Raw genomic sequence first — 13,994 nt, forward strand, 5'->3', positions numbered from 1 at the left:
CGGGCGCGGGCCAGCGGGTGGGGCGCGCCGCCCGGATCAGCCGGCGCGGCGGTGGATGCGGCCGGCCTGCATCACCACGCTCAGGCGCTCGCCCTGGCCGGCGATCAGGCCGATATCGGCCAGCGGGTTGCCGTCGACCAGCAGCAGGTCGGCCAGCGCGCCGGCGCGCACGGTGCCAAGCTCGCCTTCGCGCTGCAGGATGGCGGCGGCGATCGAGGTGGCCGAGCGGATCGCTTCCAGGTTGCCGAGCAGCTCGGCGCGGATGCGGAACTCTTCGGACTGGTGGTCGTGCATCTCGCCCAGCAGGTCCGAGCCATAGCCCATCGGCACGCCGGCATCGGCATAGATGCGCAGCGAGTCGCGGCCGGCCTGGCGCACGGTCTCGATCTTGGCCACGGAGTCGGCCGGCAGGCCCAGGCGGGCGCCGTCGCGCGCGAGCGCGTCGTAGGTGACCAGCGTCGGCACCACGAAGGCGCCGTGTCTGCGCATCTCGTCGGCGGCGGCGCGGTCGACCAGGTTGCCGTGCTCGATGGTGCGCACGCCGCAGCGCACCGCGCGCGTGATGGCGCGGCCGGTGTAGGCGTGGGCCATCACATAAGTCTGTGCGGCTTCGGCTTCGGCCACGATTGCGCGGATCTCGTCTTCGCTGTACTGGGTGTTGCCGATCGGGTCGGTGGGCGAGGCCACGCCGCCCGAGGCCATGATCTTGATCTGGCTGGCGCCCTTCTGGATTTCTTCGCGCACGGCCAGCCGCACCGCGTCGACGCCGTCCACCACGCGCGCGATGGCGCCGGCGCGGAAGGCGCACGAACAGGGTTCCAGCACGTCAGAGCGCGGGCGGAAATCACCATGGCCGCCGGTCTGCGACAGCGCCTTGCCCGACGCAAAGATGCGCGGTCCCGGCACCAGCCCGGTGGCAACGGCCTGCGACAGGCCCCAGTCGGCGCCGCCGGCATCGCGCACGGTGGTGAAGCCGCGCTCCAGCATGCGCCGCATGATCGGCAGCGCGCGGATCGCTACCAGCACGTTGGGCTGCACCGCGTTCAGGCCGAGGTTGGCCAGCGAGGCCAGCACATGCACGTGGCAGTCGATCAGGCCGGGCATCACGGTCTTGCCGCGCGCGTCGATGTGCTGTGCGTTGGGGGCATCGATGGCCGGGCCGACCGCGGCAATGCGCTCGCCTTCAACCAGCACGTCGTGGCCGCGCAGCAGCTCGCCCGTGCCGGGTTCGAGCACATCGCCGCCGTGGAAAAGGATCTGGGGACTCTGGGACATATCAGCGTTGTTGCAGGTAGGAAGGTTCGCGCACGAAGCGGGTGCCGGCCAGGCTGATGGCGGCGGCGATCATCACGTAGATGGCCGGGGCCATGCTGCTGCCGGTGGTGGCGATCAGCCAGGTGATGATGAACGAGGCAAAGCCGCCGAAGATCGTCACCGCGAAGTTGTAGGCCACCGACAGGCCGGTCGACAGCACGCGCGCCGGGAACAGTTCGGAGAAGGCCGCCAGGATCGGGCCGGTATAGGTGGCGATCAGCACGCCGAACACCAGCTGGAACACCAGCAGCGAAGCCAGGCCGGGCGCATGGTTGATATACGCGAACATCGGCCAGGCCAGCACCAGGATCAGCAGCGCCGAGCCGCTCAGCAGCACGCGCCGGCCGATGCGGTCTGCCAGCAGGCCCACCAGCGGCGCGAACACCATGATGGCGCTGCCGCCCGCCATGCCGGCGATAAAGCCATCGGCCTGCGGCACCTTCAGCACCTTGACGGCGTAGGTCGGCATGTAGAACAGCAGCACGTAGGTGCACACCGTCCACAGGATTACCATCGAGAAGCTGGCCAGGGTTTCGCGCGGGTAGGCCTGCACGATTTCCTTGAGCGGTGAATCGGCGCGCTCGGCGTTGTCGCGGAAGGTCGGGGTTTCATCGAGGTGGTGGCGGATGTAGTAGCCCACCGGGCCGATCACGATGCCCAGCAGGAACGGCAGGCGCCAGCCCCAGCTGTTGAGCGCCTCGGTGCTCAGCGAACTGGTGACGTAGGTGCCCACCGCCGCGCCCAGCAGCACGGCCACGCCGATGCTGGCCTGGATCCAGCTGGAGTAGTAGGCACGCTGGCGCGCCGGGGCATACTCGGTCAGGAAGGCGGTGGCGCCGCCCATCTCGCCGCCGGCGGAGAAGCCCTGCATCAGGCGCGCCACCACGATCAGCAGCGGGGCGAAGATGCCGATCTGGTCGTATGTGGGCGCAATGCCGATCAGCGTGGTGCCGAGCGCCATCAGCAGGATGGTCAGCGACAGTGCCGCCTTGCGGCCCACGCGGTCGGCGTAGATGCCCAGCACGATGCCGCCCACCGGGCGCATGAAGAAGCCCACGCCGAAGGTGGCCACGGCCAGCAGCAGCGAGCTGAGGTCGTCGCCGGTGGGGAAGAACAGCTTCGCGATGATGACCGCGAAGAAGCTGTAGACGGTGAAATCGAACCATTCCAGGCCATTGCCGATCACCGTGGCGATGATGGCGCGGCGGCGCTGGCTGGGCTGGATGGCGGGCGCCGCTGGGCCTGCCGGTGTGTAGGGTGCGCTCGTTGGCGCAGCGCTGTTTTGCATGGGTGCTTCCTCCTCTGTGGCAGCTGCCGGGGGCAAGAGCCGGTGTCGTCTCAGCCGGCCTGGCAGATGGTGCAGCCGATGTTAGGAGAAGGCGGGGCGCAGACGGTAGCGATATCTCCGCATGAATGCATGCGCGTGGCGCATGGCTCGGGTTGACCGTGATGCCGGCCTGCCGTTACACTGCGCCCCGTTCTTATCAGCGGAGTTATCCGTGGACAGTTGTCCCAGTCATTCTCGCGGAAGGGAAGTTTCTCAGGCCGTCGGGGTGCGCTGAGCCACTGCAGTCTTTCGCTGCAGTGATGGCATCGCGCCCTGCAGCGTCCCCCGTGGCCAGGTGCAAGCCTGTGCCCGCCGGTGCCGTTCTTCCCTTCCTGTCCTTCAATGTCTTGTCATGGCCTGCGCGTATGGTTGGCGGCCATGTGGCGGTATTTGCCAGGAGGGTTGCCATGGTGTGGCACCAGTTCTTCGTGCGTCTGGCCGCTGTGGCCATCGTGGCCGCGGCCTGCCGGCCGGCGCTTGCGGCCCGGCCGCTGATCACTGACGATGCCCGCATTGTCGATCCCAAGTCCTGCCAGCTGGAATCGTGGATGCAGTTCCAGTCCGGCGGCAATGAACTGTGGGCGCTGCCGGGTTGCAACCCCACCGGCAATCTGGAGCTGACGCTGGGCGGGTCGCTGCAGCGGATCGATGGCGGGCTGGATGCCACCAATGTGCAGTTCCAGGCCAAGACGCTGCTGAAGCCGCTGGAGACCAACGGTTACGGCATTGCGCTGTCCGGCGGCCTTATCCATCATCCCAATGCCGAGCAACGCAAGCTGTTCGGCAACCTGTATCTCAACGTGCCGGTGTCGGTCTCGTTTGCCGACGACCGCTTCGTCGCGCACCTGAACGTGGGCGCCAACCGCGACACCGAGAACAACCAGACGCGCATGACATGGGGCGCAGGCACGGAGACGGAACTGCATCCGCGCGTGTTCCTGATCGCCGAGGCCTTCGGCGAGAACCGCGGCAAGCCGTCGTTCCAGGCGGGATTCCGTTTCTGGGTGGTGCAGGACCGCGTGCAGGTCGATACCACCTACGGCAACGTGTTCGGCGGCGGTACCGGTGCGCGCTTCTTTACGATCGGGCTGCGGCTGCTGTCGCCGGCGTTCCTGCCGTAGCGGCAAGCGTGCCGGCCATGTCAGCGGACGTTAGTGGAAAGCAAGCTCAAGCTCCACGCCGCTGTAGTCAACGCGCGGAGCAAGCCTGCGGCGCGGCCCTTGTTCGAAGTGAATCAGGCCGTAGCCCTCCATCGTGCGGAGTGTCCGCGACAGGTTCGACACGGCGCGTCCGGTTTTCTGCGAGAGCTCTTCGAGCGATTCGGGATTGGTTTCCGCGATCAGCGCAAGCAATTGGCGATTGGCTGGGGACAGGACCTTTGCCAGCACGTCCAGCGATTGAAACCAGACCTTGGGCTCATCCTTTCCGGGCTTGAGTTTGCCGCGGGCGATGGCCATGGTGCGGGCCTTGAAGTCTTCCAGTGAGGCGATGCCAATCTTGAGGTTGCCGCTCATCATTCACTCCTTTTGCTGCAGGATCTTGTCGACCTCTGTCCAGAAATCTTCCAGCAACGTGGAAGCATCCTGGTAGTCGTAGAATCGAATGCCCGCCGCCATGTGCTGGTGGTCGTATTCAATGCGCGTCCGCACTCCTGGCCCGGATCCCTCATTGATGCCGTGCGCATTGTCAAAGCCAAGCAAACGGCAGCCAATCCTGTCATGCAGTGTCAGCGAATACCTCAGTCCGTGAGGGCGTTCCTGCGAGACAGGGCAGGTGCGCACCACGATTGTCACCCAATGCAAGCTCTCGTCATCCATGACGAAGCGGAGTCCATCCAGGTCCAACAGTGTGTCGAGGCTACGGTCGCGCATAGCGATGCTATCACAGTGTGATAAGTATGGCGAGCCCGACCGCTTTGCATAGTTTCGTATGCCCATAGGGCGGCAGAATAACGTTGCCTGTGGCCAAGGCTCGTCTGGCTAGCACAGCACTTCGCCACCGATAATGTAGCGAGGAGATTACTTTCTCGAAATCTGGCGCATATTCAGAGCTTTCCCAAACGGCTTTCCTTGGCCCTTCAAACAGCCAGCAGTTCTTCCACTTCCTCGCGCCGTGGCGGATACGCGCCGGCCCGGGTCGCGGCAATGGCCGCCGCCGCGGCAGCCAGCCGCGCCTGTGCGGCAAGGTCGCCCGCCGCGCCGGACAGCACGCCGGCCATCCAGCCGCCCATCGCCGCATCGCCACAGCCGACGGTGTCGGCCACATCAACTGCGAGCGCGGGCTGCTCGACGACAACACTGCCCTTGAGCAACGTCATGCCATGCGCGCCGCGCGTCAGCATGACGGTTGCATCGGGCGCCATGGCGCGTACCTGCGCCAGTGCTGCGTTGGTGTCGAGCGCGGGAAAGAGCCCGGCCAGGTCTTCGTCCGAGATCTTGACGTAGCTGGCCAGCCGCAGCATGTGTGCGAGGACGTTGGCGTAGCCCGGCGCGCGCATCAGGTCCCGGAAATTGGGGTCGAAGGCAATGCGCTTGCCCGCGGTTGCGGCCAGCGTGGCTTCTTCACACAGCCGTGCCGCCAGCGGCTGGCGCACCAGGCTGATGGAGCCGAAGTGGATCACCTCTGCCACGTGGCGCCAGCCCTCTGGCAAGCGGACCGGATCGAAATGCAGGTCCGCGCTGTCGTCCCCGACAAAGAAATACTGCGGCGGATGGCGTGACGCGACAAAGGCCAGGAACGGCGAGCGCGCCACCCGCTGCAGGAAGCGGCTGTCCAGGCCGGCGTCAGCGCTGGCCTGCGCCAGGTCATCGCCGAACAGGTCCTGGCTGACGGCGCCGGCAAAGGCGGTCGCAATGCCCAGCCGGGCGCCCACGCGCGCCACGTTCCAGCAAGAGCCGCCGGGCAGGCCCAGCCAGCTGCCGTCGGCCTGTCGGACCATGTCGGTCAGGGCTTCGCCGAACACGACATAGCGGGGAAGGGGCGTGGACATCGGAGTCTCCTGTGTTGTCTGCCGCGCGTTAGCTTGCGGCCGTTGCCCGCACTGCCTGGGCGCGGCGGATCAGTGCGGCGGTCGAGGCATCATGCGCGGCGGCGCCGGCCGTGCCTTCCAGTTCGCGCTGGATCGGCGCGGCCAGCTTCTTGCCGAGTTCCACGCCCCACTGGTCAAACGAATTGATCTGCCACAGCGCACCCTGCACGAAGGTGCGGTGTTCCGACAGCGCCAGCAGCGCACCCAGGTGGTACGGGTCCAGCCGCTGCAGCAGCAGCGTATTGCTGGGCCGGTTGCCCTCGAATACCAGGTGCGGCACCAGCGCTTCGTCGCGCACGCCTTCGGCGCGCACTTCGTCGGCGGTGCGGCCGCGCAGCAGCGCTTCGCCCTGCGCAAAGCAGTTGGCCAGCAGCTTGGTATGGTGGCCGGGCAAGTCGCTCACGGGTTCCAGCGTGGCGATGAAGTCTACTGGAACCAGCTGCGAGCCCTGGTGCATCATCTGGAAGTAGGCGTGCTGGCCGTTGGTGCCGGTGGTGCCCCACACCACCGCGGCCGAGCCCGCATCGAGCGCGCCGCCGTCAAGCCGCACGGACTTGCCGTTGCTCTCCATTTCCAGTTGCTGAAGGAAGGCCGGCAGCAGTTCCAGCGGCTCGCAGTAGGGCGCCACGCAGCGGCTGCCGGCACCGAGGAAGCTGCGGTACCAGACATCGAGCAGGCCCAGGATCATCGGCAGGTTGCGCTCGGGCGGTGCGCTGGCGAAATGCAGGTCCATCGCGCGCGCGCCGTCCAGCAATTGGCGGAAGCGCCCGAAGCCGATGGCCACGGCGATCGACAACCCCACCGCCGACCACAGCGAGAAGCGCCCGCCCACCCAGTCCCAGAACGGGAACATATTGGCCGGGTCGATGCCGAATTCGGCCACCGCATCGCGGTTGGTCGACACCGCCACGAAATGCCGCGCCAGTCCGGCGCGGGTCACGCCTTGCTGCAGGAACCAGTCGCGCGCGGTGCAGGCGTTGGCCATGGTCTCCAGCGTGGTGAAGGTCTTGGAGCAGACGATCACCAGTGTGGTGGCGGCATCCAGCCCGGACAGCGTGCGTGCCAGATCGCTGCCGTCGACATTGGCGACAAAGTGCATGCGCGGACCGGTGGTTTGCGCATCGCCCAGCGCGCGGCAGACCATGCGCGGGCCCAGGTCCGAGCCGCCGATGCCGATATTGACGATGTCGGTGATCGCGCGGCCATCGAAGCCGGTCCAGGCGCCACTGCGCACCGCGCCGGCAAAGCGCTCGATCTGTGCCAACACCGCGGCGACGTCCGCGCCCACGGGCACGCCGAGCGCGCGATAGCCATCCTCCGGATAGGCGCGCAGCGCGATATGCAGTGCGGCGCGGTGCTCGGTGGTGTTGACCGGTTCGCCGCCGAACATGGCGTCGCGCCGCTCGGCCACGCGTGCCTGGCCAGCCAGGGTGAACAGCAACGCCAGCGTTTCGTCGGTGATGCGGTTCTTGGCGTAGTCCAGTGTCAGGCCGCAGGCTTCGGCGCTGAAGCGCTCGGCGCGCAGCGGGCCGCGCGGGCCGTCGAACCAGTCGCGCATATGGGTGCCGCGCAGGGTGTCGGCGTGCGCGCGCAGGGCTTGCCAGGCGGGTAGGGAAGTGGTCATGTCGGATACTCCGCGATACGTGTGCTACATCTCTTCATGCCAGGCCATGCCGTCTCGCGACAGCAGGGCACTGGAGGCCGCCGGGCCCCAGGTGCCGGCGGTGTAAGGCTTGGGCGGCGTGGGCGAGTTCTCCCACGTCTTCAGGATGGGCGCGACCCAGCGCCACGCCTGCACCTGCTCATCGCGCCGCACGAACAGGCCCAGCCGGCCGCGGATCACGTCGAGCAGCAGGCGCTCGTACGCGCCCACGCGCCGTACACGTGGGGCGGCAGTGTTCAGCTGCAGGTCGAGGGACGCGGGAATCAGCGCCTGCGTGTCGCCAGGCTGCTTGGTCAGGAAATACAGCCGGATGCTTTCCTCGGGCTGCAGCGTGATCACCAGCCGGTTGCCGGACATGATCCCCAGCGGGTGCGGGAACAGCGGGTAGGGCACGTCGTGGAAATGGATCACGATCTCCGCCACGCGCGACTGCATGCGCTTGCCGGTGCGCAGGTAGAACGGCACCCCGGCCCAGCGCCAGTTGGCGATCTCGGCGCGGATGGCAACGAAGGTCTCGGTGCGGCTGTCGGGCGCGATGCCGGGTTCACTGGCATAGCCGGGCACCGGGTCGCCGCCCGCGGCGCCACGGGAGTACTGGCCACGCACCACCTTCTCGGCAACGTCTTCCGGCCGGATCGGCCGCAGCGCCTTCAGGATCTTGAGCTTCTCGTCGCGGATGGCGTCTTCCGACAGGCTCGTGGGCGGTTCCATCGCGACCATGCACAGCAGCTGCAGCAGGTGGTTCTGCACCATGTCGCGCAGCGCGCCGATGCCGTCGTAGAAGTTGCCGCGGCGCTCCACGCCCAGCTCTTCGGCGATGGTGATCTGCACCTGGCGCACCCATTCACGCCGCCACAGCGGCTCGAACAGTACGTTGCCAAAGCGCACCGCCATCAGGTTCTGCACCGACTCCTTGCCCAGGTAGTGGTCGATCCGGTAGATCTGGTCCTCGGCAAAGTGCCGCGCCACTTCGGCGTTGATGGCCTCGGACGAGGCCAGGTCGTGCCCGAGCGGTTTTTCCAGCACGATGCGGCTGCGCTGGCCGGTCAGGCCCACGCGCGCCAGTTGCTCGCAGATGGTGACGAACAGGTGCGGGGCCGTGGCCAGGTAGAACACCACCACCGGCGCCGCGCGCGCATTGACCAGCTCGGCCAGCGCATCGAAGCCGGCATCGGCGTTGGCATCGACCTGCAGGTACACGATGCGGTCGAGAAAGCCCTGCCACGCTGCGGCCGCGGCGTTGCCGGCCAGCGCTGGCAGCACTTCGTCGTTTAGCATCGCCAGGTAGGCGTCATGCGACAGCGGCTGGCTGCCCAGTGCCAGGATGCGCCCGCGCGGATGCAGCGAACCGGCGGCGTGGGCATCGAACAGTGCCGGCAGCAGCTTGCGCCGCGCCAGGTCGCCGGTGGCGCCGAACAGTACGAAATCGAACTCCGGGGCGGGTTCAGGTGCCGGAGCGCCGGCAGGGGGGCTAGCCATCATGGAATCAGCAAATAGAAAAGAGGGTGGAAGGACCGGCCGTGCCGTTTACCGCGGCGCGGCCCAGCCCTTGTACTGGCCGACATTGGCACGCGTCACCAGCGTGGACGGCAGCAGCACGGTCGGGTTGGGCGGGCGCTGGCCGTTCATCATGCCCACGCCCAGTTGCACAGCGGTGCGGGCAATGGCCCACGGGTCCTGGCTGGCCGAGGCCTGCACCAGCGTGTCGGCCTTCAGTGCCGCCTCGATGTCAGGCGCGCCGTCGACCGAGGCAATCACGATGCCGCGGCGGTTGAGCTGGCGCGCGGCCAGGTCCGCGCCCACGGCCTGCGGGTCGTTGATGGTGAAGACCGCATCCACCTTGGGAAAGCGCGTCAGGTACAGCTGCATTACGTTCAGCCCGCCTTCGCGGGAGCCCTTGGCATCCTGGTCGTCGGACAGGATGCGGATATCGGGGTGGCGCGCCAGCACGGTCTTGCAACCCTTGACCCGGTCCAGCACCGCCGATACGGGCGGGCCGTTCTGGATGATGACGTTGCCGCGGCCCTTGAGCCGGTCGGCGATAAAGCCGCAGGCGAGTTCGCCGGCCTGGGTGTTGTCGGTCTGCACGGTGGCATCGGCGCCGGCGGCGGCCACATCGACCGCCACCACCACGATGCCGGCCTTGCGCGCCTTGCGTACCGCCGGCTCGATGGCGCGGGCGTCGGCGGCGTTGATCAGGATCAGGTCGACGCCGGCGACGATAAAGCTGTCGATGTGCATGAACTGCTTGTTCAGGTCGTAGTCCGCCGACAGCACGGTGACCTTTGCCTTCGGGTTGGCCTGCAGGGCCGCGGCCTCGGCACCGCGGGCCAGTGCGACAAAATACGGGTTGCCCAGCGAGCCCAGGGTCACGCCGACCTTCTTGAGCGGGCGCTGCACGGACTGGACATCTGAAGCCGGCGCGGTCTGCGCGGGCGCTTGTGCCAGGGCCGGCACCGCGCACAGCGCTGCCAGCGCGCTCGCGGCAAGGGCTTTGAGGATGGGTTGGATCACGGTCTGTCTCCTGTGCGGCCGCAGCTCAGGTACGGGCCGAGCCCTTCTGCCGATAGCGATCGAGCGCGACCGCGCCGATGATCACCAGGCCCTTGATGATGTATTGCCAGATATCCGACACGCCCAGCAGGATCAGCCCGTTGGACAGCACCGCGATGATCAGCGCACCCACCAGCGTGCCGGCAATCGATCCCACCCCGCCGACAAAGCTGGTGCCGCCCAGGATCACCGCGGCGATCGCATCCAGCTCATAGGACTGCCCCAGCTGCAGCCCGTTGGCCGCATACAGCCGCGACGCCGACATCACGCCGCCCAGCCCCGACAGCACGCCCGACACCGCATAGACGAACAGCAGCACCACCCACACCTTGATGCCCGACAGGCGCGCCGCCTCGGCATTGCCGCCGACCGCGTAGATCTGCAGCCCCAGCACCGTGCGGCGCAGCACCAGCCACGACACCGCGACCACCGCAACGGCAATCACCACCAGCCAGGGAATGCCCAGCAGGTCGCCGTTGCCGATAAAGGCGAACGAGATATCGGGGTTGTAGACCGTGCTGTCGTTGCCGACCAGCCGCGCCAGCCCGCGCACCGCGGTCAGGCTGCCCAGCGTCACGATGAACGGCGGCAGCTTCATGAAGGCGATCAGCGCGCCGTTGACCAGTCCGAACAGCAGCCCGCACAGCAGTGCTGCCGGCACGCTCAGCGCCGCCAGTTGCGGCATCAGCGAGACCAGCATCGCCACCACGGCCGACACCGACAGGATCGATCCCACCGACAGGTCGATGCCGCCGGTCAGGATCACGAAGGTCATGCCCGCGGCCAGCACCAGGTTGATCGACGCCTGCTGGGCGATGATCGACAGGTTCTGCAGGCTGGCGAAGTTCTCGGTCAGCAGCGTGAAGCCGAGGCAGAGCAGCACCAGCACCGGCAGCATGCCGAGCGCGCGCAGGCGTTCCTGCGTGGTGGCGCGGCCGGTGGCGTGCGCCACCGGCGTGGCAGCCTGGGCGGTGACGCCATGGGCCGTGGATGAGAGGGGATTGCGCATAAGTGTCTCCTGATGCTGCGAGGCGGGATGCCGCCCCGGTGCGGCCGTTCTGTGCCGGCCTGTTCGGGAATTCAGCGGTTCAGTGCAGGACCGGGGGCGGTTGCTCGCCGGCGCCGGTCGCCAGCGCAATGATCCGTTCCTGCATGGCGGCGGCATCGGCGCAGCCCGGCACTTCGCCGGCCAGCTCGCCTTCGCGCATCACCAGCACGCGGTCGCACAGGCCGACCACCTCGGGCAGTTCGCTGGAAATCATCAGCACCGCCACGCCGGAGCGCGCCAGCTCGTTGATGAGCCGGTAGATCTCGGCCTTGGCGCCGATATCCACGCCACGCGTAGGCTCGTCCAGGATCAGCACGCGCGGCCGGGTTTCCAGCAGCCGCGACAGCATCACCTTCTGCTGGTTGCCGCCGGACAGCGATCCCACGTTGACTTGCGGGTGCGCCACGCGGATGCCGAGCGAGCGGATCGCCGCGGCGGTGCGCTGGCGCGCGCTGGCGCGGTTCAGGCGCCCGCCGCGCAGCGCATCGCGCGCGGCCACGATCAGGTTGATGTTCTCGTGCACGCTCTGGTCCAGGAACAGGCCCTGCAGCTTGCGGTCTTCGGTCAGGTAGGCAATGCCGGCATCGATCGCCTGGCGCGGGCCGGTGACGGCCAGCGGCGTGCCGGCCACGAACACGGCGCCATCGGTGCGGGCATCGGCGCCGAAGACCAGCCGCGCCAGCTCGGTGCGCCCGGCGCCCACCAGCCCGGCCAGGCCCAGCACTTCGCCGGCGCGCAGGTCGAAGCTGCAGCCGCGCACGCGCCGGCCATCGGACATATTGCGCACCGACAGCATGATCTCGCCCGGCGCGGCCTCGCCATGGGTCTTGGTGTAGAAGCCGGACAGGTCGCGCCCGACCATCATCTTGACCAGCGCCGCCTGCGTCAGAACCTCACGCGTGAGCGTGCCGACAAAGCAGCCGTCGCGCAGCACGGTGACGCGGTCGGCCAGCTCATCGATTTCCGCCATGCGGTGGCTGATATAGATGATGGCCATGCCTTCGGCGCGCAGCTGGCGGATCAGCGCGAACAGGCGGTCGGTCTCGCGGGTGGACAGCGGCGTGGTGGGCTCGTCCATCACCAGGATGCGGGTCTCGAAATGCACCGCGCGCGCGATCTCCACCAGCTGGCGCTGCGCGATCGACAGCGTATGCACCGGCGTCTGCGGCGTGAAGTCCGCGCCCAGCCGGGCCAGCGTGGCCTCGCAGGCGCGCGCCATGGCGGTGCGGTCGACCATGCCGCGGTGGTGCAGGTGGCGGCCCAGGTAGATGTTCTCGGCCACGCTCAGGTTGGGCGCCAGGCTCAGCTCCTGGTAGATCACGGCCACGCCGTGGGCGCGCGCCGTGGCCGGGCCGTCGATGGCCACCGGCTTGCCGTCGATGCGGCACTCGCCGCCCGGGTCGGCGATATAGGCGCCGGACAGGATCTTCATCAGCGTGGATTTGCCGGCGCCATTCTCGCCCATCAGGGCATGGACTTCGCCGGCGTAGACGGTCAGCTCCATGTTGCTGAGCGCCTTCACGCCGGGGAAGGTCTTGGAGATATTGCGCAGCTCGAGCAGCGGCGCTGGGCCCGCATGGCCGCCATGCAGGTGCGCTGGCATGGGCGAGGTACGCGGTGCTTCAGACAATGGCATGGCTGGCCTCCGGAACGATGGCAGACGCACCCCGTAGCAGCTCGGCGCGTGGCGAGAAGTTCATGAACATCGGCAGCGACGCGGCACCCACCGCGCCGGCGTTGGCGCCAAAGCAGCCGCGCACCACGGTGGCGGGCGCGCGGGCTTCGGGGGCGCTTTCATCCAGCGCCTGCTGCAGGCGCGCGATCATCGTGGCGACCAGGCCGCCGTCGATATCGGCATCGAAGATCACCAGCGGCACGTCGAGCACGGCGAGGGCGGACTGCAGCGCCGGCGCCAGCGCATCGACGCAGTCGGCAATCCATTCCTCGACCGCAGGGTGGCCCAGCTCTACCTGGCGCTGCAGGTCGGCATGGCCGTTGACCACCACGCCGTGGTGGCGCAGGTGGCGGGTCAGGGCGTTGAGCGACGCGCGCGAGATCAGGATGTCGCGCCGCTTGCCGGTGCCGGTGGCAACCGGCGCGGAGGGCAGGGTGCTGGGCGGCACCGGGATCATCGCGATATCGCCGGCATTGCCGGAGACACCGCGCACGCAGTCGCCATTGAGCACCACGCCGCCGCCGATGGCGGGGCCAAGGAAGACATAGAGGAAATGCTGGGCATGGTGGCGCCCGTAGAACAGCTCGGCCACCGCGGCGGCGGTGCCGTCGTTCTCGCCGAAGACCGGCAAGCCGGTGGCGGCGTTGAGCATTGCCGGGAAGTCAGCCTGGTCCCAGGCGCGGAAGCTTGCCTGGAAGGCTTCGCCCTGCACGTCCAGCTCGCGCAGCCAGGCACCCAGGTTATAGGGCTGCGCCACGCCGATGCCCAGCAGGCGCTTCTGTTCGGCGGGGGTGAGCAGGGCGCGCAGCTCGGCAATATCGTGCCGCACCATTTCCAGCGCCTGGTCAGGGTGGGGCAGGACCAGCTGGTGGGCGCGGCTGGCCAGGATATGGCCGGCAAAGTCCACCATCACCACCTCGATGCTGCCGCGGTCCAGCCGCACGCCAATGCCGAAGGCGCCCTTGGGCTGCAGCCGGATCAGGCTGGCGGGCTGGCCGCGCTGGCCTTCCGTGCGGCGTCCGGACTGCTCGACCAGGCCTTCCTCGGACAGGGTCTGCACGATGCTGCCCACCGCCGTATTGGTCAGTTGCGCCATGCGCGCCAGGTCAGCCTTGGAGGCCTCGCCGGCACGGCGCAGCGCCAGCAGCAGCGCACGTTCGTTGTACAGGCGCAGGCTGGCGGAATTCACGCCACGGCCCGCTTTGGATGCGGTCATCTTGCCTCCGTCCGCTATTAATTAATTCACGTTGAATTAAATGATATGCGAGCACAGAACTCAACCGCGGGGAAACCCGGAGGGCGGATGCGACGCCTGGGTGTCAGGTGATGGTGAGGCCACTGCCGTGGCTCGGAAGGAAGAAGGTAGCGGCGGTCCGCCCGCAGGAG

The 13,994-nt window shown here is 68.0% G+C and carries 12 protein-coding genes; 1 reads left to right on the forward strand and 11 read right to left on the reverse strand.

Translation table 11 applies throughout. From position 1 onward, the window contains the following. Nucleotides 1-36: 36 nt before the first annotated feature. Both AC3WLE_RS00720 and AC3WLE_RS00725 read right to left on the reverse strand, forming a co-directional pair. Nucleotides 37-1,275 carry a metal-dependent hydrolase family protein gene (locus tag AC3WLE_RS00720; protein WP_492351081.1) on the reverse strand — a complete coding sequence of 413 codons (1,239 nt, stop codon included), beginning with the start codon at nucleotides 1,273-1,275 and terminating at the stop codon, nucleotides 37-39. Nucleotide 1,276: 1 nt separating this feature from the next. After that, the gene (locus AC3WLE_RS00725) at nucleotides 1,277-2,602 is read right to left on the reverse strand and encodes an MFS transporter (protein WP_492351082.1); all 1,326 of its coding nucleotides are present in this window, start codon (nucleotides 2,600-2,602) and stop codon (nucleotides 1,277-1,279) included. 446 nt (nucleotides 2,603-3,048) lie between these two features. Here AC3WLE_RS00725 and AC3WLE_RS00730 point away from each other — a divergent pair, with 446 nt between their 5' ends. After that, entirely contained in the window at nucleotides 3,049-3,762 is a 714-nt protein-coding gene (locus AC3WLE_RS00730; RefSeq protein ID WP_492316971.1) for a PA4824 family protein, read from the forward strand. Between the two features lie 30 nt (nucleotides 3,763-3,792). Here the strand turns inward: AC3WLE_RS00730 and AC3WLE_RS00735 are convergent, their stop codons facing one another. The 9 genes from AC3WLE_RS00735 to AC3WLE_RS00775 all read right to left on the reverse strand — a co-directional run bounded on the left by AC3WLE_RS00735 (nucleotide 3,793) and on the right by AC3WLE_RS00775 (nucleotide 13,824). Continuing rightward, entirely contained in the window at nucleotides 3,793-4,155 is a 363-nt protein-coding gene (locus tag AC3WLE_RS00735) for an HVO_A0114 family putative DNA-binding protein (RefSeq protein WP_013953158.1), read from the reverse strand. A 3-nt stretch (nucleotides 4,156-4,158) separates the two neighbouring features. Beyond that, nucleotides 4,159-4,512 (reverse strand): toxin-antitoxin system TumE family protein, encoded by a 354-nt coding sequence (locus tag AC3WLE_RS00740; RefSeq protein ID WP_492355744.1) that lies wholly within the window; start codon nucleotides 4,510-4,512, stop codon nucleotides 4,159-4,161. Nucleotides 4,513-4,718: 206 nt separating this feature from the next. After that, nucleotides 4,719-5,630: a carbohydrate kinase family protein gene (locus AC3WLE_RS00745; RefSeq protein ID WP_492355745.1), complete on the reverse strand. Its 912-nt coding sequence runs from the start codon at nucleotides 5,628-5,630 to the stop codon at nucleotides 4,719-4,721. Nucleotides 5,631-5,658: 28 nt separating this feature from the next. Then, a complete protein-coding gene (gene pgi, locus AC3WLE_RS00750) occupies nucleotides 5,659-7,293 on the reverse strand; it encodes a glucose-6-phosphate isomerase (protein WP_492316974.1) in 1,635 nt (544 codons plus the stop codon). A gap of 24 nt (nucleotides 7,294-7,317) precedes the next feature. Then, nucleotides 7,318-8,814 carry a glucose-6-phosphate dehydrogenase gene (gene zwf / locus AC3WLE_RS00755; RefSeq protein ID WP_492355746.1) on the reverse strand — a complete coding sequence of 499 codons (1,497 nt, stop codon included), beginning with the start codon at nucleotides 8,812-8,814 and terminating at the stop codon, nucleotides 7,318-7,320. A gap of 45 nt (nucleotides 8,815-8,859) precedes the next feature. Continuing rightward, nucleotides 8,860-9,846 (reverse strand): ABC transporter substrate-binding protein, encoded by a 987-nt coding sequence (locus AC3WLE_RS00760; RefSeq protein ID WP_010814485.1) that lies wholly within the window; start codon nucleotides 9,844-9,846, stop codon nucleotides 8,860-8,862. Between the two features lie 25 nt (nucleotides 9,847-9,871). Then, nucleotides 9,872-10,894, reverse strand: a complete 1,023-nt coding sequence (locus tag AC3WLE_RS00765) for an ABC transporter permease subunit (protein WP_492355747.1) — start codon at nucleotides 10,892-10,894, stop codon at nucleotides 9,872-9,874. A gap of 79 nt (nucleotides 10,895-10,973) precedes the next feature. After that, the gene (locus AC3WLE_RS00770) at nucleotides 10,974-12,536 is read right to left on the reverse strand and encodes a sugar ABC transporter ATP-binding protein (RefSeq protein ID WP_492317176.1); all 1,563 of its coding nucleotides are present in this window, start codon (nucleotides 12,534-12,536) and stop codon (nucleotides 10,974-10,976) included. Nucleotides 12,537-12,555: 19 nt separating this feature from the next. Beyond that, entirely contained in the window at nucleotides 12,556-13,824 is a 1,269-nt protein-coding gene (locus AC3WLE_RS00775; protein WP_492355748.1) for an ROK family protein, read from the reverse strand. Between the last annotated feature and the right edge of the window lie 170 nt (nucleotides 13,825-13,994).

This window comes from Cupriavidus sp. FW306-1B-F12B (genome assembly GCF_058781795.1).

Excerpts from the sequence above, each read along its gene's own strand:
- AC3WLE_RS00720 (WP_492351081.1), bottom strand. The coding sequence starts at position 1,275 with ATGTCCCAGAGTCCCCAGATCCTTTTCCACGGCGGCGATGTGCTCGAA.
- AC3WLE_RS00725 (WP_492351082.1), bottom strand. The coding sequence starts at position 2,602 with ATGCAAAACAGCGCTGCGCCAACGAGCGCACCCTACACACCGGCAGGC.
- AC3WLE_RS00730 (WP_492316971.1), top strand. The coding sequence starts at position 3,049 with ATGGTGTGGCACCAGTTCTTCGTGCGTCTGGCCGCTGTGGCCATCGTG.
- AC3WLE_RS00735 (WP_013953158.1), bottom strand. The coding sequence starts at position 4,155 with ATGAGCGGCAACCTCAAGATTGGCATCGCCTCACTGGAAGACTTCAAG.
- AC3WLE_RS00740 (WP_492355744.1), bottom strand. The coding sequence starts at position 4,512 with ATGCGCGACCGTAGCCTCGACACACTGTTGGACCTGGATGGACTCCGC.
- AC3WLE_RS00745 (WP_492355745.1), bottom strand. The coding sequence starts at position 5,630 with ATGTCCACGCCCCTTCCCCGCTATGTCGTGTTCGGCGAAGCCCTGACC.
- pgi (WP_492316974.1), bottom strand. The coding sequence starts at position 7,293 with ATGACCACTTCCCTACCCGCCTGGCAAGCCCTGCGCGCGCACGCCGAC.
- zwf (WP_492355746.1), bottom strand. The coding sequence starts at position 8,814 with ATGATGGCTAGCCCCCCTGCCGGCGCTCCGGCACCTGAACCCGCCCCG.
- AC3WLE_RS00765 (WP_492355747.1), bottom strand. The coding sequence starts at position 10,894 with ATGCGCAATCCCCTCTCATCCACGGCCCATGGCGTCACCGCCCAGGCT.
- AC3WLE_RS00770 (WP_492317176.1), bottom strand. The coding sequence starts at position 12,536 with ATGCCAGCGCACCTGCATGGCGGCCATGCGGGCCCAGCGCCGCTGCTC.
- AC3WLE_RS00775 (WP_492355748.1), bottom strand. The coding sequence starts at position 13,824 with ATGACCGCATCCAAAGCGGGCCGTGGCGTGAATTCCGCCAGCCTGCGC.